The sequence below is a fragment of the Aquisalibacillus elongatus genome (assembly GCF_003843875.1).
GTDB classification, from domain to species: domain Bacteria; phylum Bacillota; class Bacilli; order Bacillales; family Alkalibacillaceae; genus Aquisalibacillus; species Aquisalibacillus elongatus.
The window spans coordinates 233,034-256,182 of sequence record NZ_RKRF01000009.1; the positions used below are offsets into that span (position 1 = coordinate 233,034).

A 23,149-nucleotide genomic window follows, 5' to 3' on the forward strand; every position below is an offset into this window, starting at 1 on the left:
CCTGTTCGTAATATGATCTTCATAAAGTAAATAGAATTCTTTGAGCGCACCCATAAATGCATCGGAGGAACGTAATCCGCAATAAGGGCACTCGAAACGGAGACGCTTCCAAACCATTGGTAGTCTTCTACATGATGGGCAACGAACTCCGCGCTTAATCTCGTTCGGATTTAGACCTAGTCTCTTAAAAACATCTGGCTTCCAGGGTGTGTGCCTACTAGCAACAAATTTCGCTAGATTACGAGTTTGGCTTAATGAAAGGTACTCTTTTTTGTAATGCTGATCGATTTCTCTAAGTTTAGATGAGAGTTTACTGAGCGGGATGACTTTTTGTTGGTAAATGGAGTTTTCCGGAGCTTCTTAGTAGGCTCGGGGATTGGTCATCACAACGAGGGTCTCAATCGGGGGAAAGAATTGTCCCTCGGCTTCTAACCATAATTCTAGTTGTAATTTTTGTTCCTCGACTTGCAAGACGGGGTCGTCATACACATTGATCTCTTCCTTACCAGCGACGAGTTTTCGTTGGATAATTTGATTGAATCCTTCATTGAAAGTTAAGTGGCCGGTATAGTCTTTGGCTTCGATGATGAGGTCGTACCTTGGCGTCCACAAGACTGAATCCATTTGAAAACCTATTTGATCGTTTTCAAGCCTGACATGGTGGGTCGTGAAATGAGGGAATTGTACTTTCTTTAGAGGATAATCGAGGGCGCGTTCCCCAAAGTAGCCGGACCTTTCTTGATAGAGAGGTTTCTCAATTTTCTGTTGCGAGGCTCTCCCTACAAGAGATTCGAGCTGTAAGTGATATGGAGAATGTGAATGATTTTTTATAATCAAAAGCATCAGTCCTTTCTAATCTTATATTTTATGAATTTTTTCAAAAAAATCAAGTTGAAAAAAAGGCGTCCGCGGACGCCTTTTCTGCAGTTTTTTGTAATTTATAAGCAGGTTTTTGAATTTTATCTGCATGTTTTTTAAATTTATCCGCAGGTTTTTCCGAAATACACGCAGGTTTTTAAAAAATATCAACAGGTTTTCGAGCTGATTTAAATAAATCCACAAAATCCTCAACCATAACACTCGCTGTTGGAAGCTTACCTGCACCGGGACCTTGAAAGACGAGCTCACCGACTAAGTCGCCAGTCACGACAATGGCATTATCGACGCCCTCGATTGGATAAAGCTTATGGCTTTCAGTTAACGATATCGGACGGACGTCGGCGTGAATACCGTCGCCGTCAATAACTAACCTTCCGATATGCTTGATACGTCCATTTGCCTGGGCCAAATCGTAAGCCGTAATATGGCTTATGCCTTTTCGGTACACTTCATCCCAATCAACTTTTTGCCCAGACAATAGTTCAGCTAAAATAACCACTTTAAAAAGGGCATCGAAGCCTTCGATGTCATTCGTGGGATCTGCTTCAGCGTATCCGAGTCGCTGAGCTTCAGACAGAGCCTGGTCAAACGAAACTTGTTCCTCTCTCATTTTCGTCAAAATATAATTCGACGTTCCGTTCAAAATGGCCTCGATTTTCACAATTTGATTCATTCGAAGCAAGTTGCAGAGAGCACCGATAATCGGGACACCTCCTGCGACGGTTGCTTCAAAACGTACATTAACACCGCGTTCTTCGGCTCGCTGTTTAAGCTCCAAGCCTCTGTATGCGAACAATTCTTTATTAGCCGTCACTACATGTAAACCAGCATCAATAGCTTTCGATAAATAAGTATAACCTGGCTCCACACCAACAATGGCCTCAAACACCGCATCTAAATCTGACAGCCTTAAAATATCATCAAAGTCATCTGTCACCAGTACGTCGCTCGGAATGGTGCGCTCCTTGCTGCAGTCTTTCACTAAAACAGCTGCAACTTCAACAGGGCGACCCAGTACCTTTTCTAACCGTTCCTGTTGCTCGGAAATGATCTCATATATGCCACTTCCGACGGTTCCAAAACCTAAGATAGCGACCTTAACAGAATCCATTAGGCCTTCACGTATTCCTGCTTCGAAGTTTCGCCTGTTGCGGTCTCGATAGCTTGCTCTAAGTCTTCTAGTAAATCGTCAATATGCTCAATTCCAACCGATAAGCGGATTAAGTCTTCGGTTACGCCTGTCGTTTTAATTTCCTCTTCACTCAACTGCTGATGCGTCGTGCTTGCCGGGTGAATAATTAAGCTTTTCGCATCGCCGACGTTGGCTAGGTGTGACCATAATTCAACGTTGTTTATGACATCAGAACCTGCTTCTCGCCCGCCTTTGATTCCAAAAACGACGACGGACCCTGCTCCTTTTGGTAAATATTTTCCAATTAAACCCTTCGATTCGTGCTCTTCTTGCTCGGGATAAAGCACCCATTCTACGCCCGGATGTGACTCTAAATACTCTACGACTTGCCTGGCGTTTGCCACATGTTCTTTCATTCGAACGTGCAATGTTTCGATTCCTAAGGCAATTTGGAAGGCATTGTAAGGACTTAGTGCCGCGCCAGTATCACGCAACAGCTGTACACGAGCTTTCGTAATAAAAGCCGCTTCTGGTAAAGCTTCCGCATACACGATGCCATGGTAGCTTGGGTCAGGTTGTGTGAATCCAGGGAATTTTTCAGAGTTCCAGTCAAAATGGCCACCGTCTACAATGATGCCGCCGAGCGTCGTTCCATTACCGCCTAGCCATTTCGTTGCGGAATGTACAACGATATCTGCGCCAAAGTCGATAGGTCTGCATAAGTAAGGAGTCGCAAAAGTATTATCGACAATTAGCGGTACCCCTGCATCATGCGCAATGTCCGCGACTTTTTCAATATCTAACACCGTTAACCCGGGGTTACCAATCGTTTCAGCAAAAATGGCCTTCGTCTTCGATGTGATCGCCTTGCGGAAATTTTCAGGGTCCTTAGGGTCAACAAAATGTGTTTGGATTCCATGCTTCGGAAGGGTTGTTGAAAATAAGTTGTAAGTGCCGCCGTAAAGAGATGAAGCTGACACAATCTCATCTCCAGCTTCAGCTACATTAAAGATCGCTGTCGAAATGGCCGCCATTCCACTTGCCAGTGCTAACGCTCCTACTCCACCTTCAAGCTGAGCTACGCGCTCTTCTAACGCACCTACTGTCGGATTTCCGATTCGAGTATAGATAAATCCTTGCTCTTTTAGCGCGAACAAATCAGCCGCATGATCAGTATTGTTGAACTTATAGGAGTTTGTTTGATAAATCGGCAATGCACGCGCGCCCGTTGCCGGATCTGCCTCCAAACCACCATGAATGCCTACTGTCTCTAATCGATAATTTTTCTCTGTCATTAAAAATCGCTCCCTTTTTGTTTATTTAAACGGCTTTTGCCGTCAATGATGATAATTTGTCTTGAATAAACGGCCCCCATTTTTCGAATTCAACTAAAAACCCGTCGTGGCCAAAAATGGTCTCAACCTCTAAAAACTCGGCGTAACCACCCGTTTCCTGAACGTCAATCACAAATCGTTTCATTTCACTAGACGGATAAAGCAAATCTTTTTTAAATCCTAAAGCAAAAATCGGCACCTTATATTGTTGAATCGCTTGTTGATAGCCGCCTCTGCCTCTACCGATGTCGTGACCATTCATCACATCTAACAACGTGGTATAACTATATGGATTAAAGCGTTTGGCGAGTTTTTCCCCTTGGTGATCCAAGTAGGACGCCACATCATACTCACCATCCACTTCACCGCGCGCAAATCGTTTACTAAATAAATCATCTGACCGATACGTAATCATGCCGATCATCCTTGCGAGACTAAGACCTTGTGTTGCTTCACCACTTTGCTTTAAATCCTGCTCTATTGCCTGTTTGGCGATATGGTTAAACGCAATTGCGTAATCGCTAAACTGAGGCGTTACCGCTATTGGAAAAATGGCGTCCATAAAGTCGGGATAGATCAAGCCCCACTCTAGAACTTGCATGCCTCCAAGCGATCCACCGATTACTGCTTTCACATGATGGATTCCTAAAATGTTTAAAGCGACAAATTGAACTTCGACCAAATCACGGACGGTTAACTTCTCAAAATTTAATGATTCAGGCTCCGATGATCCATCACAGCCTCCTAACACATTAAACGTCAACACCTGATAATACCGAGTATCAATGTATTTTCCCTCACCGATTAACCCATGCCACCAGCCAGGCTCATCATCTTGCCCAACCGTATATTGATTACCTGTTAACGCATGGCAAACCAAGATGACAGGTGCCGTTTTCGGGCCAACTCTTTCATATGCTAATTGAATTTCATCAACCGATTCACCGGTTTCTAGATTAAAATTGGGAATCGTAACGCTTTTCGTTTCGTACGAGATGGTCCCCATAGCCATCCCTCCTTTCAACCTTTGTTGAACATAAAAAATGCCCCTCTGCTTTGAGCAGAGAGGCATTTATACTTATATTATCGTAATATCCTCTCTCATCTCTCAAAGCAATCTTTTGCTTTGCAGGAATTAGCACCTTTCAAACCGATGTTTGAAGGTTGCCGGGCGTCAACGGGCCAGTCCCTCAGCCACTCTAGATAAGAGTTTTAAATGCTATTAAATTTTAGATTAATTGATATACTAGCACGGTCTAATGAACGTGTCAACTAAGTATATAATATAAATTTTATGATGAGCGATGGAGAATATGCATTAAATATATCTTCCGTAATCCGGTTTGGCTAACTCATCGAAGTTTTGTGCCAGCCTTCTTAAATGGTTGGTCAGCTCATCACCATGCATCGGGAGCCCATGCCCAGTTATGGCCACGGAAGGCTCTAGTGAAGCCAACTTTTGAACCGACTGTTTTGCCGCTTCCCAATCCGTCGTTAAGTAACGTGGTGGGCCGCTGATCTCTTGGTTTTGGTTCATCACATCCCACAAATTTTCCTGTTTAACGGTGACAAACGCATCTCCAACAATCAAAGCCCCATCTTCGTCTCTAAAAAATGACACGTGTCCTGGCGTATGACCTGGGGTGTGAACCCAGTGAAAACCATCCATATAAGGCACTTTTCCGTTAGAAGGTAACGCCTCCACGTGGTCGCCTAAATCAACTGGTTCATTGGGGAAAAATGGTGACATTTTGGCCACTAAACCACCCTCAACAGATGCATCAGGCTTGGGGTACTGTGCCTTCCCTGTCAGATAAGGTAACTCTAAAGAATGTGCATAAACCGGAATGTTCCAATGTTCAACGAGTTCAATAATCGCTCCAACGTGATCGAAATGCCCATGAGTTAAAACAATCGCTTTCGGTCTGCTTCCCTCACCGAACCGCTCCTCGATGAGTTTTATAATATCATCTGACGAATTCGGCATCCCCGCATCTACTAACACAAAGTCACCTGTATCCTGATTTCCGACTAATAGAATATTGACGATTTGAATCGTATGACAATACACATCAGGCAAAACTTCAAACCCTACTCCACTATTGACGGATGTGGCAGGAATAAATTTATAATCCTCGCCATAATTCATCTCTTGATCCATACGCGCACCTCCTTTTTCCCCTAGTATGACAAAAAAAGCTGCCACCATACATGGTGAACAGCTAATTCCAAAACTGAAAAAGGAGCCTGGTAATTTTTCTAATACCTAACAGAATGACATCAATAAACGAAAAGATAACGTCTACAATCCAGTAATCACGCGCTTCTTTCCGTTCTTTTTTCTTACGCTTTTTCAATTTCTACACCCCAACGTCTTTTCTTATTTCCATTTTACACCAAGGGGCGTTTTAGTCAATTGTATGTAAACAGGGTGCTGGAGGCTAACACCCTGCCCACAGTTATACTAGCCGTAGGTTTGAAAGAATCGTTCCATAGCTTCCAACATTCTGCAAACGAAAAGAGAGAGATTGGTCACCTATACACCTAACTACAGGTAATATATAACTGCTTGTTTTATTATATTTAATTTAACAGAGTCAAACCGTGTCACTGTCTCTTGATTAATAAAATTGTACGAATTACCATGAGCCAATCCATTGACGGAATAACTCTATAATCATTATTGTTATATATAGAAGTTATAAAAGGAGGATATGAAATGGCTTTCGTCATAACTAGCCCTTGCGAAACAGAAAAAGCAGGTGAATGCGTTGAAGTTTGTCCAGTTGACTGTATTGAAGAAGGCGAAAATAAATTCCACATAGATCCAGATATATGTATTAATTGCGGTGCATGTGTATCCGTTTGCCCGGTTGCGGCCATCGTGGAAGATTTTGAACTCATGCCAGAAGAAGAAAAATACTTAAAACAAGCAGAAGAATTTTTCGGAAATAAGTAAAGAGGAACGGCACAGGTTAGACCTGTGCCGTTTTTTGTCATTGAGGTTTACTCTCGATTATAGTCATTTTACTCTCAATTTCATACCTTTTATTCTCGAACTCATGCTCTTTACTCTCGATTACAACCACGTTACTCTCGAACAAAAGCCCTTTACTCTCGATTGCAACCACGTTACTCTCGAACCCCTACTAAAATATCCAAATCCACCGTAATCTCATTCAGTTCTACATCTAGATCCTCTTCCACATTCCAAGTTAGAGGTGTCATTTTGACTAGTGATGTGACTAAGTCTTGATTTAAAGGCATTTGGTATGTCACACGCTTCCGGTCAACTAACTTCATATTTGATTCAAACAACTCAACTGTATCCTGATTATCATAAGGCTCATCGCCATAAACAGCTTCCCTCAATTCCTTCAAATAACCCGAATTTGGAATCACCTTAATTAAACGACCTTCAGGTGATAAAATCCGTTTGAACTCATCATATCTTGCTGGAGATAGAAAGTTCAGCGCCGTATCGAACGCAGAACCTTTAAATGGTGTCTGCGCTAAATCCCCAACACACCAAACCGTATCTAAATGGTTCTTAGCCGCTGTCATGACACCCTCTTTCGAAATATCTAACCCAACCCCTGTTAATGGATTCGGTACACGCTGTCTGATATGAGCAAGGTGTGACCCTTCCCCACAACCAAGGTCCACTAAGTGATGAGACCCCTCAACTAATTCAGCTATTTCTTTATGTACGGGTGAATACATTCCACTTTCAATAATGTGATGACGAGCTTCAAATAGCGTTTTATCATACTTCGTTTTGACAGGTTGCATCATAAAATTAACGTAACCTTTTTTAGCGATATCAAATGAATGGTTGTTTCCACACACATATCGGTTCTCCTCAACGCTCATGGCTTCCTGACAGATCGGACACTGAAATAACCATTCATGTTTTTTCATATATGCTTTGAATTGATCAATCTTCTTCATTTAACTTCAACCTTTCAAAAAGTCCACATAAAAAGGGTAAAAATACCACATAAAAAACCAAAACTGTAACGTTCGACATTATTCGATACACATAAACTTCAAAAAAGCTCACAAATTCTAAAAAAGCTTCAACGTTATGATAGCAAAAATTTTTCAATTTCAATACTCATAGGTTGTTTTATTAATTTTGCCAACCCTTTACCATTCGCCTTTTCCAATAAATAGATTTTGAATAGTTTATAAGTACCATTGAACGAATAGGAGGTCATTTATGAGTAAAGATTGGAAAGACCTTTTTAATAAAGCTATACGACTACACGATCAAGCGATTGAAGGAGATGATCAGTCAGTTACGAAAGCCCATCAATTATTAAAAGACATTCGCGTTCAACAGCCCAACAACTCACTAATCGAAGCCTATTATGGCAGTACTATTGCTCTACTAGGACGTAATGAAGATCTCGATCCTATTCAACGAATTGAATACGCAGAAGAAGGTTTAGATATTTTAGATAAGATCGTAGCCCAAAGTCCTGACAATGAAGATATTCGCACCATTAGGGGCTATGTCTGCTTTAAGATCCCTGAAGATATTTTTGGTCGTACCGAAACGGCCATAAACGATTTTCAATATCTTATTAACGAATATGAAAAAAATAACATCCAACTGAAAAGAGGATTTTATGAAAAATTATTGCTAGACCTAGGATTTGCTTATCAAAACATTGGTAAAAACAAAAAAGCCTTGAAATCTTGGAAAAAGCTATTAGAAAGCTCTATTGAATCTGAGAAATACCAACAACTACTTCAGGATGAGGGAGTTGATTTGAGTCAATTATAAAGGAGGTCAAACGTATGGGACAAAACTATCAAGATATCTGGAAACAATACGTTCCAAGTGAAGTCAATGAATCTATTCAGAAGAACTCTGAAATGTGGAAACAAGAAGGCGACACTTGGGAAGCCACGTTTGATGAAGCCAAAAAGCTACATGAAAAAGCAGTTGCTGGTGATGAAAAAGCTGTAAAAGAAGTTTTTAAACTTCTAAAAGACATCAAACAAAAAGCACCTTCAGACCACTTAATTGAAGCTTATTATGGCAGTGTCGTCGCGCTACTCGGGCGTGACGCAGCTGATACAAAGGATCGTTTTCGACTAGTTAGAAAAGGAATGAAAATCCTCGATGATGTTGTCAAAAAGGAACCTGAGCACTCTGAAATTAGAATGCTAAGAGGTTATGTAAGCTACAACATTCCTGAAATGTACTTTCAACGAACATCAACAGCCGTGGAAGACTTCGAGTATTTAATTAATCAATACGAATCCAACCCTGAGGTATTCTCTCAGGATATGTATTGGCAACTACTCTATGATCTCGGAATAGCGTACAAACGAACTGAGAAACAAGATCAGGCACAACAAGTCTTTACAAAACTAAGCAATCTTAACCCAAATGAGGAGATTCGTACGTTGTTGAGTCACGAAGGAATAGACGATTCCCCAGCCAAAGAAGTGGACTCCACACCAACCTTTGAGAGCAATGAAGAACCAGAAGAACTAATAGAATTCCCTCAAACAAAACGGGAAAAAAGCAGAAGACGGTCGAGGCGTTCACGATGACGTATACCTTGAATGAACATGAGTTAGATCTATATTTGCAAGCATTATCCGGTGATCAGCAGGTAGCTAACCAAGCATACGAATACTTTCAAAAAGCTTACTCAGAAAATCCGGCTAATTTGGATTACAAAATTCATTACGCTGATTGTCTCTCTTTACAATCTAAATTCTCTGATGACGCTTCAGATATGATTGGAAAAGCGATCGAAGCAATGAAATTATTCGATAGTGTTGTGAATTCTAAGCCTTATCATATTAAATATCGATACTTGAGAGGTTACCACGCACTTCGCTTACCAGAGCATTTTTTCCACCGAACAACGACGGCTATTGTTGATCTTGAATATTTAATTGAACGTTACGAACAAGATTCTAGTATTTTTTCAAATGAAATCTATTATCAGCTTTTATACGACTTAGGGTTGGCTAATTTAGTTATGGAAGATTCAGAAGAAGCTCAAGAAGTATGGGATAAGCTAATCACTTTAGACCCGCCACAACGATTTATAACATTAATGGAAAGCCACGAACCGAAACAGACTTACAATTATCAACTGATGGATTACACAGCTCCAATGAAAGATGAAGCTAAACGGTTGCACTACCTTGGAGCTAAAGGAAATGCACAAGCCGTCCAGTTAGCCTATGACTTATGGAAGCGTGAGTTTCAAAGCAACCCTAATGACCCGGTAACTCAAGCATATTTCGGAAGCTGCAAAGCCTTATTAGCCAGAGATAAAAGCAAGCCGAAAGAGCAATTTGGTGAAGCCATGGAAGGATACATGGAAATTAAAAAAGCTCTAGAAAAGGACCCTAACAATGTTGAAGCTCTCATGTTAAGGGCTTTTCTAATTAATGGTTTCCCAAAAGCCTTTTTAGACTTTAAAGATCAGGCCATTCAGGATTTTGAAAAAGTTAAGTCAGCCTACCAAAAAGATTCTTCTATTTTTTCAAAAGAAACTTACCACGAGATTTTATACCAATTGGGCTTAGCTTATGAAAAACATGAGAAAGGCTGGATGGCTAAATTGATTTGGGGAGACCTGTTAAGAGATAACCCTGATTTAGATTACGAGATTTTATTACTAGAGAGGGTGTATTAATTGAATTCACTATTTGAAAAACGACTTAAGCGGATCTCTAAACCAGAACCGCTTATTAAATACTTTTCAAGTGATACTGAATTCCCTGATGGAATGCCACTTGAGAAGCTCGAGGCTTTTCAAGAAGAGTCTCTAATAGAAATCACAAAACGCGCCTATGACCATTGTGAATTTTATCGAAACAAAATGGATCAGCTTCAAGTTAGCCCTGAAGATATTCAGGAGCTTAAAGATCTGAACAAGCTGCCATTAATGACGAAAGACGAACTAAGAGGCAACCCTTGGGCGCTATTAGCTTGTGACAAAGCAGATATCTCGCTCGTTCAAGTATCAACCGGAACGACCGGCGGCGAAGAGATTTATATGATGTATACCTGGGAGGATTACTATTTGCATGAATTGTCTCCAGGGTATCCAAAGCTCTTCCCAATTAAAAAAGGAGATATTTGTATTAATTCGTTACCTTATGAAATGAGTTCAGCTGGCCTCGCCTTTCACAAAACATTTTTAGAAGGCTGTGAAGCGACGGTTGTCCCAACTGGAAAAGGGGGCGCATACTCGACATCAGATAAAACCGTGAGAATGATTAGAGACTTACAACCAACCATCGTCATCACAACGCCATCTTGGGCCATTCAGTTGGCAGAGTCAGCTGATCAAATGCAGTTTGACCTTAAGTCATTACCGCTTAAAGCTGTATGGCTAACTGGAGAAGGTTGTTCACCAGCCTTTCGAGAACGCATTGAAGAACTTTGGGGAACACAAGCCCATTTCTACTATGGTTCACTAGAGTGTGGCGGATTAGGTGTTGAATGCGAAGAGCATAATGGCTACCACCTTCCAATGGGCCATGCCATTATTGAAATTGTTGAACCGGATACAGGTGACGTATTGGAGCCCGGTGAGGTCGGCGAAATCGTCGTAACATCTACGGTTCGTTATGACTCACCTATGATTCGATACCGCACAAAGGACTTAGGCTATATTGACCCCGATGTATGTGATTGTGGATGCGAGCTTCCAAGATTACATCTTCGAGGCCGCCTAGTGGATCAAATCGACTTTCAAGGCGAATCGTACTCCCCTATTTATTTAGAAGAAATGCTGATGCGTTTACCTGAAGTTGGGAATTGGTTTGAATTTGTCGTTCGACCTCAGGCTGATGTCATTAAGATCCGCTGTGAGCTAAACGATGGCGTTGAAGCGTCTGAGTCACTAAAAGAAGCTTTGGCTTCAAAGTTGGAATTCGACTTAGGAATTCCTTTTCAATTTGAATTTGTCGATCAAATGCCGAGGTCAACTGGAAAAACCGTACGCGTCGTACACGAGGAGGATTAACATGATCATTGATGCACATGCCCATTTATCGCCGACTGACTACGGAAGTATTGATTTATACGTTAAGCACTTAGAAGTTGCCGGGATTGGCCATGGTGTCGTTGTACCAGGGGGTATGCTAGATGTCCGAAAACTGACCGATTATATTATCGGAAAAGAAAAACCATCTAAAGAACCGCCTAACAATCAATATTTAAAAGAAGCCATCACTCAGCACCCAGATAAGTTAACGCCTTTTTATTGTGTCAATCCGCGCGAAGCTCAGTCAGTTGAAGAATTTGAAAAAGCCATAAATGACGGGTTTAAAGGCTTAAAACTCTCACCAATGTCGCACCAGTTCTCATTTGCCAGCCAAACAGTTAAAGAACTTGCAGAATTATGCGGGCAGTACAATGTGCCACTTTATACACACACTGTCTTCAACCCAGGCGCTTCAACGAAACGCTTAATCTCACTGGCTGAAGAATTTAAAAACACGAATTTTATTTTAGGGCACATGGGATTTGGTCCTGCTGATACTGAAGGTGTCGAAGCAGCTTTAAAAATGGATCACTTCTTCTTAGAAACTTCACAAGGAAGCCACTTACACATTCAAGAAACACTTAAAAAAATCGGCGCAAGCAAGATCATTTTCGGTTCAGAATTCCCACTGTCTCATCCAAAGCTCGAGTTACAAAATATATTATTGCTCGACGCCACTGATGACGAACTTGATCTGATGTTGGGCCAAAACATCCAAAACCTTTTAGGCCTCCAATTTTAGTAGGTGATGGCATATGAATTCTTCTAACCTAAAAAAATTAAATTGTGTAATCCAGCATGCCAGAAAGTCGCCTTTTTATAAACAGCGGCTTCCTACTCAACCATTAACGACGATTCAAGAACTAAAAGACATACCCTTAACAACGAAAGAAGACTTAAGGCAACATTCGCCTAATGGTTTGCGTTGCGTCCCAAACGAGGACCTTTACCAATATCACGAGTCATCAGGTACAACAGGTAACCCTGTATCGTCCTGGTTTACAAAAGAGGACGTCTACCATAACGCCAAACAAATCGCTTCATGCGGTATTCAGTTTCATGATAAAGATATCGTACTCATCCGCTTCCCCTACGCCCTATCCGCCGCAGCTCATATGATTCATGAAGCCGTTCAATTAAAAGGGGCTTGCGTCATTCCCGCAAGTGGCAGAACAACATCAACACCATTTACTAAAATTGTAGATTTAATGAAAAAGCTCGATGTGACCGTGCTATCTTGTTTATCTTTACAAACCATCATGATTGCTGAAACGGCCGAAATTCTTGGCCTTAATCCTAAAGATGACTTTCCCCATCTACGAGCAATTTGTACAGCAGGTGAGACACTCTCTCCTGCTAGAAGGCAACTCATTCAAGAGATTTGGGGCATTCCTGTCTATGAATTTTACGGGATGACGGAGATCGGAACATCGATGATTGATTGTAAATACCAAAACGCCCATGTGCTCGACGATGATTTCATAGTGGAAATTTTAGATGATTCGCTTACCGAAGACGTACAGCCAAACGAATTTGGTCACCTCGTCATTACGACGCTGAAAAAAGATGCAACACCTATGATCCGTTATCATACAGGCGATCGGGCCAGGTTACGGGATGACACCTGTCTTTGCGGCAGAAAACAAATGATTGAAATTAGAGGAAGAAGTGACGATACGCTACTCATCGATCATAAAAAAATAGACATCTGGGACATCGAAGAAATCATATCCTACCTCCCATGCAGACGTTTTTGGCGTGCTGGAGTTGACCAACAAAAATTGAAGATCATTATCGAAAAAGAACAAGAAACAGACCATGTATCCCCCACATTCCAGTGTCTACTCGAGGCTAAGTTCGACATCCCAATGCAGATCGAACTCGTTCCTACTGGCACCATCTATAACCGAGAAAAATTAATTTCGAATGGACTCAATACCAAACCGAAGTACTTTTACTCGGGTGATGAGTTGAATGTTAGATAGTATTGGCCTGTTTATAATATGGTCATGAAGAACGGTACAGACAAGTAAACGGGCCATCTTAATTGACCATAAACTATTAAATAGAAGTTTTACTGAAAGGAGTGTTTTCAGTGTCAGAATTACAGCGAGAAGTGTTCTTCGACGGAAGAGTTGTTCCTGCTTCTAGACAAGACATTTGGGGGTTAGTTCACAACTCCAAAATCACAAAAATTATTGTTAGCCCTGAACAGCGACAAGAAGATCACTTCCCTCAAAAGACTGAATTGGTAACTGAAGTTAAACACAAAGATGATTTAAACCAAGTTCCTTCTGGTGAGTACGTATTTTCATCAGATCAATCCTTGCTGGAAGAAGCTAAAGAACAAGGGTATCAAACATGCGTTTACATGGAAGTGAACGATAAGGAAGCCCTCGAACAATCTTGGAAAGATGCGATTAAATTTGATTATGCTGCTGTTGACTTTGATCTTCCAACCAATATTCCATTAGAACTAATTATCGCTAAACTTCAAGAACGAAACACCGTTTTATTAAGAAAATCATTATCATTTAACGATGTTGAGCTTGCGCTAGGTTGCTTAGAAACAGGTAGTGATGGGGTCATGTTTTCATCCGATAACTTACAAGAGGTCATGAAGCTTGTCGACTTTTTGTCGCAAGAGATGGTGGATCAACTTGAGCTTCATCCACTCAAAGTGACTGAAGTTACACACGTTGGCATGGGTGTTCGAGGCTGTATTGATACGACTGACATTATGACCCAAGATGAAGGAATGCTTGTGGGATCAACTTCAAGTGGTGGCATATTTGTTTGCTCAGAAACTCATTACTTGCCATATATGAATTTAAGACCATTTCGCGTAAACGCCGGCGCCATCCATTCCTACGTCTGGATGCCTAATGATACGTCCGAATATATTTCAGACTTAGCCGTGGGAAGTAAAGTCCTATGCGTCAACACGAAAGGCGAAACGCGAGAACTGACAGTTGGTCGAATCAAAAAAGAAGTGCGCCCACTCCTGCTAATTAAAGGTGAAGTAGAAGGAACAGAATTAAATGTGATTGTTCAAGATGATTGGCACATCCGGGTGATGGGCGCAGATGGCAAACCGCGAAACGCCAATAAAGTTAAACCCGGTGATGAGTTACTTGCATATGTATGCGAACCAGGCCGACATGTTGGAATTAAAGTCAATGAAACCATTACCGAAGTTTAAAAATGATTGGAGGGTTAATCATTGAAAGGAAAAGATATACGACTTAATCGCTTGTATAAACATTCGGATAAATTACTGATCGTCGCTATGGACCATGGGATTACAATGGGACCTATTGAAGGCATCGTCGATGTAAAACAGGCCGCGAGCCATGTGTTTGACGGCTACGCAGATGCAGTAGTTGTTCACAAAGGATTAGTAAGGAACATTACTGAGTTGAATTCCAAAACCCCTGGTGAATTGATCGTTCACCTGTCTGCATCGACAAACTTAAATCAACAATCAAATCGCAAAGAATTAGTATCATCAGTTGAACACGCTATTAAATTAGGTTCTTCTGCTATCTCCGTGCACGTCAATTTAGGAAATGAGCATGAAGGTCATATGCTTCAGCACTTAGGATTAGTCGCTGAGCAGTGTGAACAATGGGGAATGCCTCTGATGGCTATGATGTACGTTAGAGATGGCGATCCAAATCATGAATTTGATTCAGAAAAAGTGAAACACGCCGCACGCATTGCTGAGGAGCTAGGAGCTGACATTGTAAAAGTTAACTATACTGGAGACTTAGAAAGTTTCAAAGACGTAACAAACGCTGTTCAAATCCCTGTTGTCATCGCAGGAGGTGAGAAAGTTGATTCAGTGAAGGAACTCCTCACCATGGTCGCAGATGCCATGCAAGCAGGTGCAGGCGGCGTGTCCATCGGCCGTAACATTTACCAAGATAAAAACCCTACGTTAATCGCTAAACAAATCCGCTACGTCATGGACCACAACTTAACAAGCGATGAAATTCAAAGCTTTTTAGACAAAGGGAACTTAGCCCTTTAAAGCATACGAAAGTTGGTGATGATGGTTGTCCGTTTTGCAATCAGACTTTATTCAAGCTAAACGATTGCACGATCAAGGGGTAGACGGTAACAAACAAGCAGTTGAAGATGCCTACCAAATGTTAAAGAGACTACAACAATCTAACCCTCACGATCCACTCATCAAAGCTTATTATGGAAGTATTATAACGCTAGTTGGCAGAGACGCCAGTAACAACAAAGAACGAATCCGAGTAGCCAACGAAGGCTTAAAAGTATTAGACCAAGTTGTCCAACAATATCCTAACCATACTGACGTAAGGTTCTTAAGTGCTTACGTCAACAGTCGTATACCTGAAAAATATTTTAAACGTACTGAAAAAGCAATCGAAGACCTTGAACATTTATTGCACCTTTACGAAAAGGATCGCAGTATCTTTTCAGAAGATCAATATGAAGACATTTTATACGAATTAAGTTCCGCTTATAAACGGAACAAACAATCCAAACAGGCCAAATCGATAAAAGAACAGCTGTTAAACCGAAACCCTGATTACGAGAAGCTTAGAAAAAAACGAAAAAAGGAGGGATAACATGTATCATCAATACTCCGGACATGGACAGTCGAGTGGCGCTAATTCTTATATGAATTATATCCCACCTCAATATGCCCAATATATGAATGGTCACGCTAGTCCAAGTTACAATAATACCAACGCATATACGAATTATAACCCTTATTTATATATGCAACCAACTGCAGGTTACAACCCGTATATGCACATGGACCCTACGTTAATGAATACCAATAAGAAGAATAAAAGCAAAACGAAACAGGAAAAAGAAATTGTAGAAGAAATTTTATCCACTGATCATGATTCACAACCCTAAGAACCAGAATCCACAACCTTCAAACCGATAAAACAACTTGGCTAATATAATATATTAGACTGTTTAACAACATGTGACGCTACCGAACAGAATTCGGTAGCGTCTTTTTTCTTAAATCATTTGATTCATGTAAGTTCTTGAGATTACCCTATAGATGAGGTGATATCCATGCTAAAGAAATTAAGTTTACGTACAACGTCCCATGACGACATGATCGACCTTACACATGAGGTTCAACAATTTATCCAAGAGCAAAAAGTTCAAAGCGGCATTGCACTCGTCTACAGCCCACATACGACCGCAGGCATCACCATTAACGAAAATGCAGACCCTGATGTCAAAACTGATATGATCAGACGTTTTGATGAGGTTTATCCTTGGGACCATCAGCTCGACCGACATATGGAAGGCAATACAGCCGCTCACTTAAAAACGAGCACGGTTAACCCGTCCCAACAAATCATCATCGATCAAGGCAAACTCGTCCTCGGCACATGGCAAGGCATTTACTTTTGCGAGTTTGACGGACCTCGGAATCGCAATTATTACATTAAACTGATGGAAGGTTAAGAAAAGCTGCCCAGATAACACACTGGGCAGCTTTATTATTCTAATTCTGAAATTTTCTCTAATGCTTCTCCTTCTCCATCAGCAGGTGCGACAATTATCCCGCCTTGCTCTAAATAAAGGACAAATTCTTGGAAATTATTTTCTAAATGAATGTAGCCCGGCATTGTAGAATCACCTATGGAGCCATCTTCAGAATAACGAAGAATTCCACCATTACTAGACCCGCGATAGTCTACCCAAGCATCGAGTTCTGCCTCGGGTATATCAATACTTTCACCTTGTACTTGGAAAGTACCAACATAACTGCCGCCACCAGCTAGGCTACGATCCAATTCGCCATTGATTTCAACTGTTACCGTTTCTTGCGCCTCTGACTCTTCTATAAGCAAACCTTCATACGTATAATTAATACTTTTCGGTGTTGAATACCAAATTGTAAAAGCAAAAAAGCCTAACAAGAGCAATGCACCAGTAATAGAGACAATTTTTATGAATAACCGATCTTCGCGCCAATTAACCGCAACATTTTTCTCTTTCATTCGCCCTTCTATAGCTTTATTTAGTAAATAATTAAGGACAACTGCAGTTAGTGTTAAAACCAAGAACTTTTTCGATAATAAATCAAATGTCAAAGGATCAAAATAGCTCAAAATTAAAAACACAACATTCGTTGCTACAAGAAAGACCAACACTAATAAGTCAAAGTCTTGCATTCGGCCTTTATATTTTATTAAATTAGATAACCCAATAACTGCCACAGCTATTAAAAACCAAGCAGAAATCTCTGAAATCGTTAAATCCAATGTATCACCACTTCACTATATAATCTCACTATATTTTAGCATGATATACTGTATTTACAAAAAGGAGGCTTCATATGTATTTAAAACTTGACCCCGAGCAAAAGAAAATAGTGTTAGATCGTATTAAAAGCCACTTTGAAATGGAACGTGGTGAGGAAATCGGTGAGATAGCTGCGGAGAACTTTTTTGAGTTTATAAAAGAAGACATTGGCTCTCTCTTTTATAATGAAGGATTAAAAGCTGCTCGAGAAGTCGTTGATGAAAGAGTGATGAACTTGGACGAAGACATTAGATCCTTAGAACGCCCGATTAAATAACGAAAAGCCAACGTTGTTGTTGGCTTTTTTCGTTAGTCATTAATATTATCGTCATCGTCTTTGTCGTCGCTGTCATCATGTTTATCGCCGTCATTATCGTCACCCCAAGTGTTTTTGTGATGCTTCTTATCCCACTTAGGAACGAAACCATTTTCCTCAAGCTTAGCATAACGCTCTTCTAGGTGGTTCTTGATTTTTTCAGCTTTTTCTTGTGAGAACACTCCGTACTCCACATACTTATCAATGATACTTTTCTCATACTCAAGCGATTCTTGTTGAAGCTGTTGCATTTCTTGCTTTTGTTCATCCGTCAACTCAACATCTTTGTTCATCGATTCAGCCGAAATACCATTCATACCTACGAACATCAACATTGTCAACATTAAACCAATAACCCATTTTTTCATATGCTATCCCTCCTCCTATGACAAGTTTCCCCATTTAAAGTGTTCAGTTTTTACTTTTTTATCCATAAAAAAACAGAAGCAGGTTTCCCCGCTTCTGTTAGTTATTAATGAACACTTGGTCGTTGTTGCTGTTGTTGATTTTGCTGTGCTTGTTGAGCAATCGGCCCCATTGGGTTAGGTTGGTTTTGCTGTTGATTAGTTTGAGTAGCTTGATTAGTCGTTTGTGATTTATTTTGCTGTTGATTCATCATATTCGTAATCATGGGTAAAAAACTTTGAAGCTGACCACCACGACCTGTCATCATGCTGTAAGCCGCAGCACCAATCCCTATTGAGGCAATCATCGGTAACCACTGAATATTTCTCATATTCATTCGCATCACTACACCCCATTTCTTCATGATGATCTCTATTAGTTTGGATTGGGGTGAGATTGATTATGTCTTACAAATTATAACAACTCTTTTAAGTTATGATAAAACTTTTCCAATTCAGGTAAATATGTATGATCTATATCACCGACAAGCTCATTGGCCAGCTCATCATTATGAATATAAAACGCAAGGTTTTTACGATTTTGGGCCTTAAACCAAATGCGTTCATCATGAATGATATCCAGTTGTGCCATCTCTTTAATAGTCTGCCGTGGCGTCTCGGCTGCAATCTCCTTCGCTTCTAAATAAGCATAATTCACTTTACCCGCATGCTCTAAGGCCATTTCAAAATAATGAATGTACCCTGCTATCTCAAGCTCATTTTCCAACAGATCATCACTGTATTCCTCTAATAATAAATAAATTTTCTCAAAGTTTTCAAAGAACTGTCTCCAACGAATCTCCTGACTGTTATCCATTAAAAAAACTCCTTTAATTTTTGCGTTTATGCGCTATGTTTTGTCTTTTATGCGCTGGTTTTTCCAATTTATGCGCTTCGAATTTTGTCGAACGTAACAAAATCCAAAATTTATGCGACCTTTTTAAGTGGTTTATGCGGCCTTTTTGCCCAAAAGATAATCTCTACTGTACGATCATTTATAAAATTACAGAATCATCAATTTATGCGCCGCATTTCACGGTTTATGCGCTACTTTTTCGAATTTATGCGCTTCGAATCTTGTCGAATGTAACAAAATCCAAAATTTATGCGACCTTTTCAGGCTGTTTATGCGGTGTTTATACATAAAAATAACATAGATTGACGTTCTATGTGAAAAAATGTTGCGTGTTCCAGATTCAAATTAATAAAAGGATTTGTCATATTTTAGTGGAATTATAATAGTAAGAGGTGAAAAAGATGAAAAAACGACATGAAATATTATTTAATCAACTTAATACATACCGTGAGGAACTTTTACTTAGTGTTAGTGATGTGACTGAGGAAGAAGCTGATATCATTCCTAAGCAGTTCAACAACAACATTCGCTGGAATTTGGGACACGTTTACATGGATCAATATATGTGGATTAAAGTTTTGACAAAAGATGAACTTTACCCCGAAGAGTTCAACCAATGGTTTGGTTTTGGGACAAGCGCTTCAAATTTTGATGAGCAGACACCGTCTTTTGAAGAGTTAAAGCAACTTCTAAACGGACAAATTCAGAAAATCAAGGATTTGTATGGAAATCGATTGGAAGAAGAATTCCCTCCAACTGAAATGGGGATGTTCACGATTGAACAAGTACTCATCAGAACGATCTTTCACGAAGGTATGCATACCCAAGCGATAAATGATTTAAAAAAGTGTATTCGTAAATAAATAGGGTGTGCAAAAAATGGCCTCATTATTAAAAAATCGTTCCTTTACCTCTGTTTGGATGGGGAGCGGTGTCTCGGAACTGGGTGGACAGTTCGGAACGTTTTGTATGTCAATATTAGTATACCAGCTTACAGGATCCACATTAGCTTTAGGGAGCATGTGGATTTTATATTATTTAACATCATTAATTCTTCAGCTCATCATTGGACCATTTATTGATCGGTGGAGTAGAAAATGGGTGATGGTATTAACTCAGTGGTCAAGAGGGCTTATTTTCATCTTGCCGGCATTGGCTTTAGCCATGGGCCAACTTGAAGTTTGGCATTTGTAAGTTGTTCAGTTTTTTATCGGCATTATCACCCCTCTTTATGTACCAGCAAACCAGGCAATTACACCAACCATTGTTCCAAAAGAACAATTACAAACTGCTAACGGTTATTTAGAGAGTACGATAAGAGTTATGACAGTAGTCGCGCCCATTGCAGCTGGGATCGTTGTCCAATATCTAAGTACAGAAATAACGTTAGCCTTAGTTAGTATTCTGCTTATTTTAAGTGGGTTACTTATTTTACGGGTTGAAGAAAATCGGGGACCTAGAGACATTCGCAAACCTTGGATTCAGGAGTTTATAGAAGGTACTTCATACTTCTTCGGACAAAAAATCATATTATGGTTAAGCATTTTTATAGCCTTTGTACAATTTGGAGTAGGAGTCACAATTGTCATCACGATTCCTTATATTACAGAAGTCCTTTCAGGTAGTGAACTTCACTACGGGCTATTTTTAGCAGGTTTTCCATTAGGTTATGTAATCGGATCGGTTTTAATAAATTATATAAAATTAAATAGTCGACGACTGATGATGCTAGGGGCGCTTTTTATCGGGGGATTAACCTTCATTGCTCTAGGCTTTAACCAAAATGTTTGGTTTGCCATCTTTACTGAAAGCATAGGTGGTGTCATGATTGCGATTTTCAGCATCCATAACATAACACTCATACAGCAGGTCGTTCCGAATCAACTAATGGGTAAAATAACCTCGGTAAGAATGTTAATCGTTCGAACAGCCGTCTTAGTCGGACTTTTATTAGGTGGGTTATTAAGCGAATTGTACGGCATTCGCCCGATGTACTTCATGATTGGAACGATTATATGTTTAACTTCATTCATTGGTATATTATTGCCCTATTTTAGCTTTATTGATGAAGAAATTGACGGTGAGCGGCTGGCATCTTAATATTAATACCCACCGAAAAAGTTCGATGGGTATTTTTTAGCACTAAAATAGGGCATTGCCTACTAGTCTTCCTTCCCCTCTTTCCGATCAATCGTACCTTCATGATAACCGTCTGAGACCTGTTCATGCGTTTCCGCAAGACCTTGTTCGATTTGCGAATTCCCTTCATAATCTGAAGGCTCATAATTTTTCTCAGCAACCTTATTTTCTTCTTGCTTCTTTTTCTTCATACTTAACCTCCATTCATACTTTTCCCTTAGTATGAACAGAAATTAAAGGCCTACACTTATGCTTTTTGATCGTCATTCTCCCAATAATAAATTTGAGGCAATCTATAATAAATCCAATATTCCTTTAACATTGAACCACCAACGAATGAGACCATCTGCCAGTCGATTTCCCTAAGCATAGCCATCCTCTCCTTTATAAAAATTTATGTAGGAGGGAGTTTGTACTATTCTTGTTGTGAAATCAACCTATTCGGTAAATTGGTGAACGCATGGCAAAGACCAGAATCATAACATAAATGATGGCTGATGCTAAAAAGATATAATGCACTTCTATGAATTCTCCAAAAACACCAGCAATTAAAAAACCTAGTGGAGCAGCAGATTTCATAATCATTGAAGACGTTCCTGCCACTCTACCCAATAGATGGTTTGGCGTAGATTCTTGTCTAAACGTCAAATAATGAATATTAAAAAATGTCGTTTGAAATCCCAACAAAAACATGCCAAAAGCTAACCAATACCAATTCATTGATAAAAACATAATCAATTGTCCGAAAAAGGCAAAATAAAAAGTCCAAACAAACAACTTACCTCTCGGTGCCCAATCTCGACTTTTTTTCGCAATAAAAGAAGCTATAATGCCTCCAACTGCACTAGCTGAAAAAATAAAACCAAGCTCACCTGAATTAATTTTAAATGAATCTAAAGCGTAAAAGATCAACACAGCTCCGGCAAGTGAGGAGGCGAAGTTCGAAACTAATACCATCAAAGTTGCAATCCACAACTCAGCGGTTCCAACCAATTGATACCAGCCCTCCTTAATATCTAACCAGATGCCTTCTTTATTAAAATGACGTGTTTCCCGTTCTTCATGAGGAATTTTCACTAAACTTGTTAATAATAAAAGCACTAACATTCCTGCCAAAGTAATGTTTAAACCAAATGAATGGTTCATATAAAGAAGAATAAATCCTGCAAAAGCTGGCCCTATAATACTTATAAACGTACTCATAAACGTTAAGGCCGAATTTGCTGTTGTCAGCTGACCTTTAGGCATGATCAAAGGCAAAATAGTATGGTATGCGTTACCAAACGCGTAACTACTTGAATAAAGTACAAACCCTAACATATACAAATGCCAAACCACTAGTTGATCACTCATTAGTAAAACCACTATAGAAGCAATCATCAAAATTTGAACAGATAATGCTCCCATCATTAGTCGCTTTCGGTTCAGTCGATCCACAATTACTCCAATGATAATACCAAGCAGTATATTCGGAATAAACTGAATAGCTCGCATAGCGCTCATAGCAAAAGTCGACTGTGTGAGTTCATATATAATAATCGGAATGGCCAACACAAACACTTGGAAGGTTAAGTTATTAATCGAACTGCCAGTCCATAAAAACAAAAAGCTTTTGTTTTTCCATATTGATGGTTGGGGTTCTGCTTCTGTGCTCACTTTAACTACTTCGCTCATCGTATCTCCCTCTTCTCTTTTCCAAAAAATTGTAGAATTTTTCTAAATTCTATGGTACAAAGAAAAA

Annotated in this window: 28 protein-coding genes, 1 pseudogene and 1 riboswitch; of the genes and pseudogenes, 15 read left to right on the forward strand and 14 right to left on the reverse strand. The window is 39.9% G+C overall.

Features of this window, described 5'->3' with window-relative positions; genetic code table 11:
• Positions 1–360: 360 nt before the first annotated feature.
• The 6 genes from EDC24_RS09395 to EDC24_RS15415 all read right to left on the reverse strand — a co-directional run bounded on the left by EDC24_RS09395 (position 361) and on the right by EDC24_RS15415 (position 5,702).
• Positions 361–837 carry a nuclease-related domain-containing protein gene (locus tag EDC24_RS09395; RefSeq protein ID WP_170158534.1) on the reverse strand — a complete coding sequence of 159 codons (477 nt, stop codon included), beginning with the start codon at positions 835–837 and terminating at the stop codon, positions 361–363.
• A 178-nt stretch (positions 838–1,015) separates the two neighbouring features.
• Positions 1,016–1,990 carry a homoserine dehydrogenase gene (locus tag EDC24_RS09400; protein WP_124221941.1) on the reverse strand — a complete coding sequence of 325 codons (975 nt, stop codon included), beginning with the start codon at positions 1,988–1,990 and terminating at the stop codon, positions 1,016–1,018.
• A complete protein-coding gene (locus EDC24_RS09405) occupies positions 1,990–3,306 on the reverse strand; it encodes an O-acetylhomoserine aminocarboxypropyltransferase/cysteine synthase family protein (RefSeq protein ID WP_124221942.1) in 1,317 nt (438 codons plus the stop codon). The genes EDC24_RS09400 and EDC24_RS09405 overlap by 1 nt, the downstream gene beginning before the upstream one ends.
• A gap of 25 nt (positions 3,307–3,331) precedes the next feature.
• Positions 3,332–4,351 carry a homoserine O-acetyltransferase family protein gene (locus EDC24_RS09410; protein WP_342769358.1) on the reverse strand — a complete coding sequence of 340 codons (1,020 nt, stop codon included), beginning with the start codon at positions 4,349–4,351 and terminating at the stop codon, positions 3,332–3,334.
• A 92-nt stretch (positions 4,352–4,443) separates the two neighbouring features.
• Positions 4,444–4,555, reverse strand: a riboswitch (SAM riboswitch).
• 108 nt (positions 4,556–4,663) lie between these two features.
• Positions 4,664–5,506: an MBL fold metallo-hydrolase gene (locus EDC24_RS09415; protein WP_124221946.1), complete on the reverse strand. Its 843-nt coding sequence runs from the start codon at positions 5,504–5,506 to the stop codon at positions 4,664–4,666.
• A gap of 61 nt (positions 5,507–5,567) precedes the next feature.
• Complete coding sequence (locus tag EDC24_RS15415) at positions 5,568–5,702, reverse strand: hypothetical protein (protein ID WP_281274516.1); 135 nt, start codon at positions 5,700–5,702, stop codon at positions 5,568–5,570.
• A 362-nt stretch (positions 5,703–6,064) separates the two neighbouring features.
• On the opposite strand from EDC24_RS15415, the gene EDC24_RS09420 reads away from it, so the two are divergent.
• The gene (locus EDC24_RS09420) at positions 6,065–6,304 is read left to right on the forward strand and encodes a DUF362 domain-containing protein (protein ID WP_124221948.1); all 240 of its coding nucleotides are present in this window, start codon (positions 6,065–6,067) and stop codon (positions 6,302–6,304) included.
• A 173-nt stretch (positions 6,305–6,477) separates the two neighbouring features.
• Here EDC24_RS09420 and EDC24_RS09425 read toward each other — a convergent pair whose 3' ends face one another.
• A complete protein-coding gene (locus EDC24_RS09425) occupies positions 6,478–7,296 on the reverse strand; it encodes a putative RNA methyltransferase (protein ID WP_124221949.1) in 819 nt (272 codons plus the stop codon).
• Positions 7,297–7,567: 271 nt separating this feature from the next.
• Between EDC24_RS09425 and EDC24_RS09430 the strand changes: the two genes are divergently transcribed.
• From EDC24_RS09430 to EDC24_RS09480, 11 genes are all read left to right on the forward strand, one after another.
• Positions 7,568–8,137, forward strand: coding sequence for a tetratricopeptide repeat protein (locus EDC24_RS09430; protein WP_124221951.1), 570 nt, complete (start codon positions 7,568–7,570; stop codon positions 8,135–8,137).
• Positions 8,138–8,151: 14 nt separating this feature from the next.
• Positions 8,152–8,916 carry a tetratricopeptide repeat protein gene (locus tag EDC24_RS09435; RefSeq protein WP_124221953.1) on the forward strand — a complete coding sequence of 255 codons (765 nt, stop codon included), beginning with the start codon at positions 8,152–8,154 and terminating at the stop codon, positions 8,914–8,916.
• Complete coding sequence (locus tag EDC24_RS09440; RefSeq protein WP_124221955.1) at positions 8,913–10,019, forward strand: tetratricopeptide repeat protein; 1,107 nt, start codon at positions 8,913–8,915, stop codon at positions 10,017–10,019. Before EDC24_RS09435 ends, EDC24_RS09440 begins: the two co-directional genes overlap by 4 nt.
• Positions 10,020–11,357, forward strand: coding sequence for a phenylacetate--CoA ligase family protein (locus tag EDC24_RS09445; RefSeq protein ID WP_211342362.1), 1,338 nt, complete (start codon positions 10,020–10,022; stop codon positions 11,355–11,357).
• 1 nt (position 11,358) lies between these two features.
• Positions 11,359–12,120, forward strand: a complete 762-nt coding sequence (locus EDC24_RS09450; RefSeq protein WP_124221957.1) for an amidohydrolase family protein — start codon at positions 11,359–11,361, stop codon at positions 12,118–12,120.
• 13 nt (positions 12,121–12,133) lie between these two features.
• Complete coding sequence (locus EDC24_RS09455; RefSeq protein ID WP_124221959.1) at positions 12,134–13,363, forward strand: phenylacetate--CoA ligase family protein; 1,230 nt, start codon at positions 12,134–12,136, stop codon at positions 13,361–13,363.
• A 110-nt stretch (positions 13,364–13,473) separates the two neighbouring features.
• Positions 13,474–14,580, forward strand: a complete 1,107-nt coding sequence (locus tag EDC24_RS09460) for a 3-dehydroquinate synthase II domain-containing protein (protein WP_124221961.1) — start codon at positions 13,474–13,476, stop codon at positions 14,578–14,580.
• A 21-nt stretch (positions 14,581–14,601) separates the two neighbouring features.
• Positions 14,602–15,411 (forward strand): 2-amino-3,7-dideoxy-D-threo-hept-6-ulosonate synthase, encoded by an 810-nt coding sequence (locus EDC24_RS09465; protein WP_124221962.1) that lies wholly within the window; start codon positions 14,602–14,604, stop codon positions 15,409–15,411.
• A 25-nt stretch (positions 15,412–15,436) separates the two neighbouring features.
• Positions 15,437–15,982, forward strand: a complete 546-nt coding sequence (locus EDC24_RS09470; RefSeq protein ID WP_124221964.1) for a tetratricopeptide repeat protein — start codon at positions 15,437–15,439, stop codon at positions 15,980–15,982.
• Between the two features lies 1 nt (position 15,983).
• On the forward strand, positions 15,984–16,280 hold the full coding sequence (locus tag EDC24_RS09475) for a hypothetical protein (RefSeq protein ID WP_124221966.1): 297 nt from the start codon (positions 15,984–15,986) through the stop codon (positions 16,278–16,280).
• A gap of 168 nt (positions 16,281–16,448) precedes the next feature.
• Positions 16,449–16,850, forward strand: coding sequence for a secondary thiamine-phosphate synthase enzyme YjbQ (locus tag EDC24_RS09480; protein WP_124221967.1), 402 nt, complete (start codon positions 16,449–16,451; stop codon positions 16,848–16,850).
• Positions 16,851–16,885: 35 nt separating this feature from the next.
• Here EDC24_RS09480 and EDC24_RS09485 read toward each other — a convergent pair whose 3' ends face one another.
• The gene (locus EDC24_RS09485) at positions 16,886–17,653 is read right to left on the reverse strand and encodes a hypothetical protein (RefSeq protein ID WP_124221969.1); all 768 of its coding nucleotides are present in this window, start codon (positions 17,651–17,653) and stop codon (positions 16,886–16,888) included.
• 74 nt (positions 17,654–17,727) lie between these two features.
• Here EDC24_RS09485 and EDC24_RS09490 point away from each other — a divergent pair, with 74 nt between their 5' ends.
• Positions 17,728–17,970, forward strand: a complete 243-nt coding sequence (locus tag EDC24_RS09490; protein WP_124221970.1) for a DUF2164 domain-containing protein — start codon at positions 17,728–17,730, stop codon at positions 17,968–17,970.
• Positions 17,971–18,002: 32 nt separating this feature from the next.
• Here EDC24_RS09490 and EDC24_RS09495 read toward each other — a convergent pair whose 3' ends face one another.
• From EDC24_RS09495 to EDC24_RS09505, 3 genes are all read right to left on the reverse strand, one after another.
• Entirely contained in the window at positions 18,003–18,377 is a 375-nt protein-coding gene (locus tag EDC24_RS09495; protein WP_124221972.1) for a DUF2680 domain-containing protein, read from the reverse strand.
• 104 nt (positions 18,378–18,481) lie between these two features.
• Positions 18,482–18,778 (reverse strand): hypothetical protein, encoded by a 297-nt coding sequence (locus tag EDC24_RS09500; RefSeq protein ID WP_124221973.1) that lies wholly within the window; start codon positions 18,776–18,778, stop codon positions 18,482–18,484.
• A 50-nt stretch (positions 18,779–18,828) separates the two neighbouring features.
• The gene (locus EDC24_RS09505) at positions 18,829–19,230 is read right to left on the reverse strand and encodes an HI0074 family nucleotidyltransferase substrate-binding subunit (protein ID WP_124221975.1); all 402 of its coding nucleotides are present in this window, start codon (positions 19,228–19,230) and stop codon (positions 18,829–18,831) included.
• A gap of 440 nt (positions 19,231–19,670) precedes the next feature.
• On the opposite strand from EDC24_RS09505, the gene EDC24_RS09510 reads away from it, so the two are divergent.
• Both EDC24_RS09510 and EDC24_RS09515 read left to right on the forward strand, forming a co-directional pair.
• Positions 19,671–20,132: a DinB family protein gene (locus EDC24_RS09510; RefSeq protein WP_124221976.1), complete on the forward strand. Its 462-nt coding sequence runs from the start codon at positions 19,671–19,673 to the stop codon at positions 20,130–20,132.
• 16 nt (positions 20,133–20,148) lie between these two features.
• Positions 20,149–21,369: pseudogene (locus tag EDC24_RS09515) on the forward strand (MFS transporter).
• A gap of 62 nt (positions 21,370–21,431) precedes the next feature.
• Here the strand turns inward: EDC24_RS09515 and EDC24_RS09520 are convergent.
• The 3 genes from EDC24_RS09520 to EDC24_RS09525 form a co-directional block, all read right to left on the reverse strand.
• On the reverse strand, positions 21,432–21,599 hold the full coding sequence (locus EDC24_RS09520; protein ID WP_124221978.1) for a YozQ family protein: 168 nt from the start codon (positions 21,597–21,599) through the stop codon (positions 21,432–21,434).
• A 56-nt stretch (positions 21,600–21,655) separates the two neighbouring features.
• The gene (locus EDC24_RS15420) at positions 21,656–21,778 is read right to left on the reverse strand and encodes a hypothetical protein (RefSeq protein WP_281274517.1); all 123 of its coding nucleotides are present in this window, start codon (positions 21,776–21,778) and stop codon (positions 21,656–21,658) included.
• Positions 21,779–21,840: 62 nt separating this feature from the next.
• The gene (locus EDC24_RS09525; protein ID WP_124221979.1) at positions 21,841–23,082 is read right to left on the reverse strand and encodes an MFS transporter; all 1,242 of its coding nucleotides are present in this window, start codon (positions 23,080–23,082) and stop codon (positions 21,841–21,843) included.
• Positions 23,083–23,149: the final 67 nt, after the last annotated feature.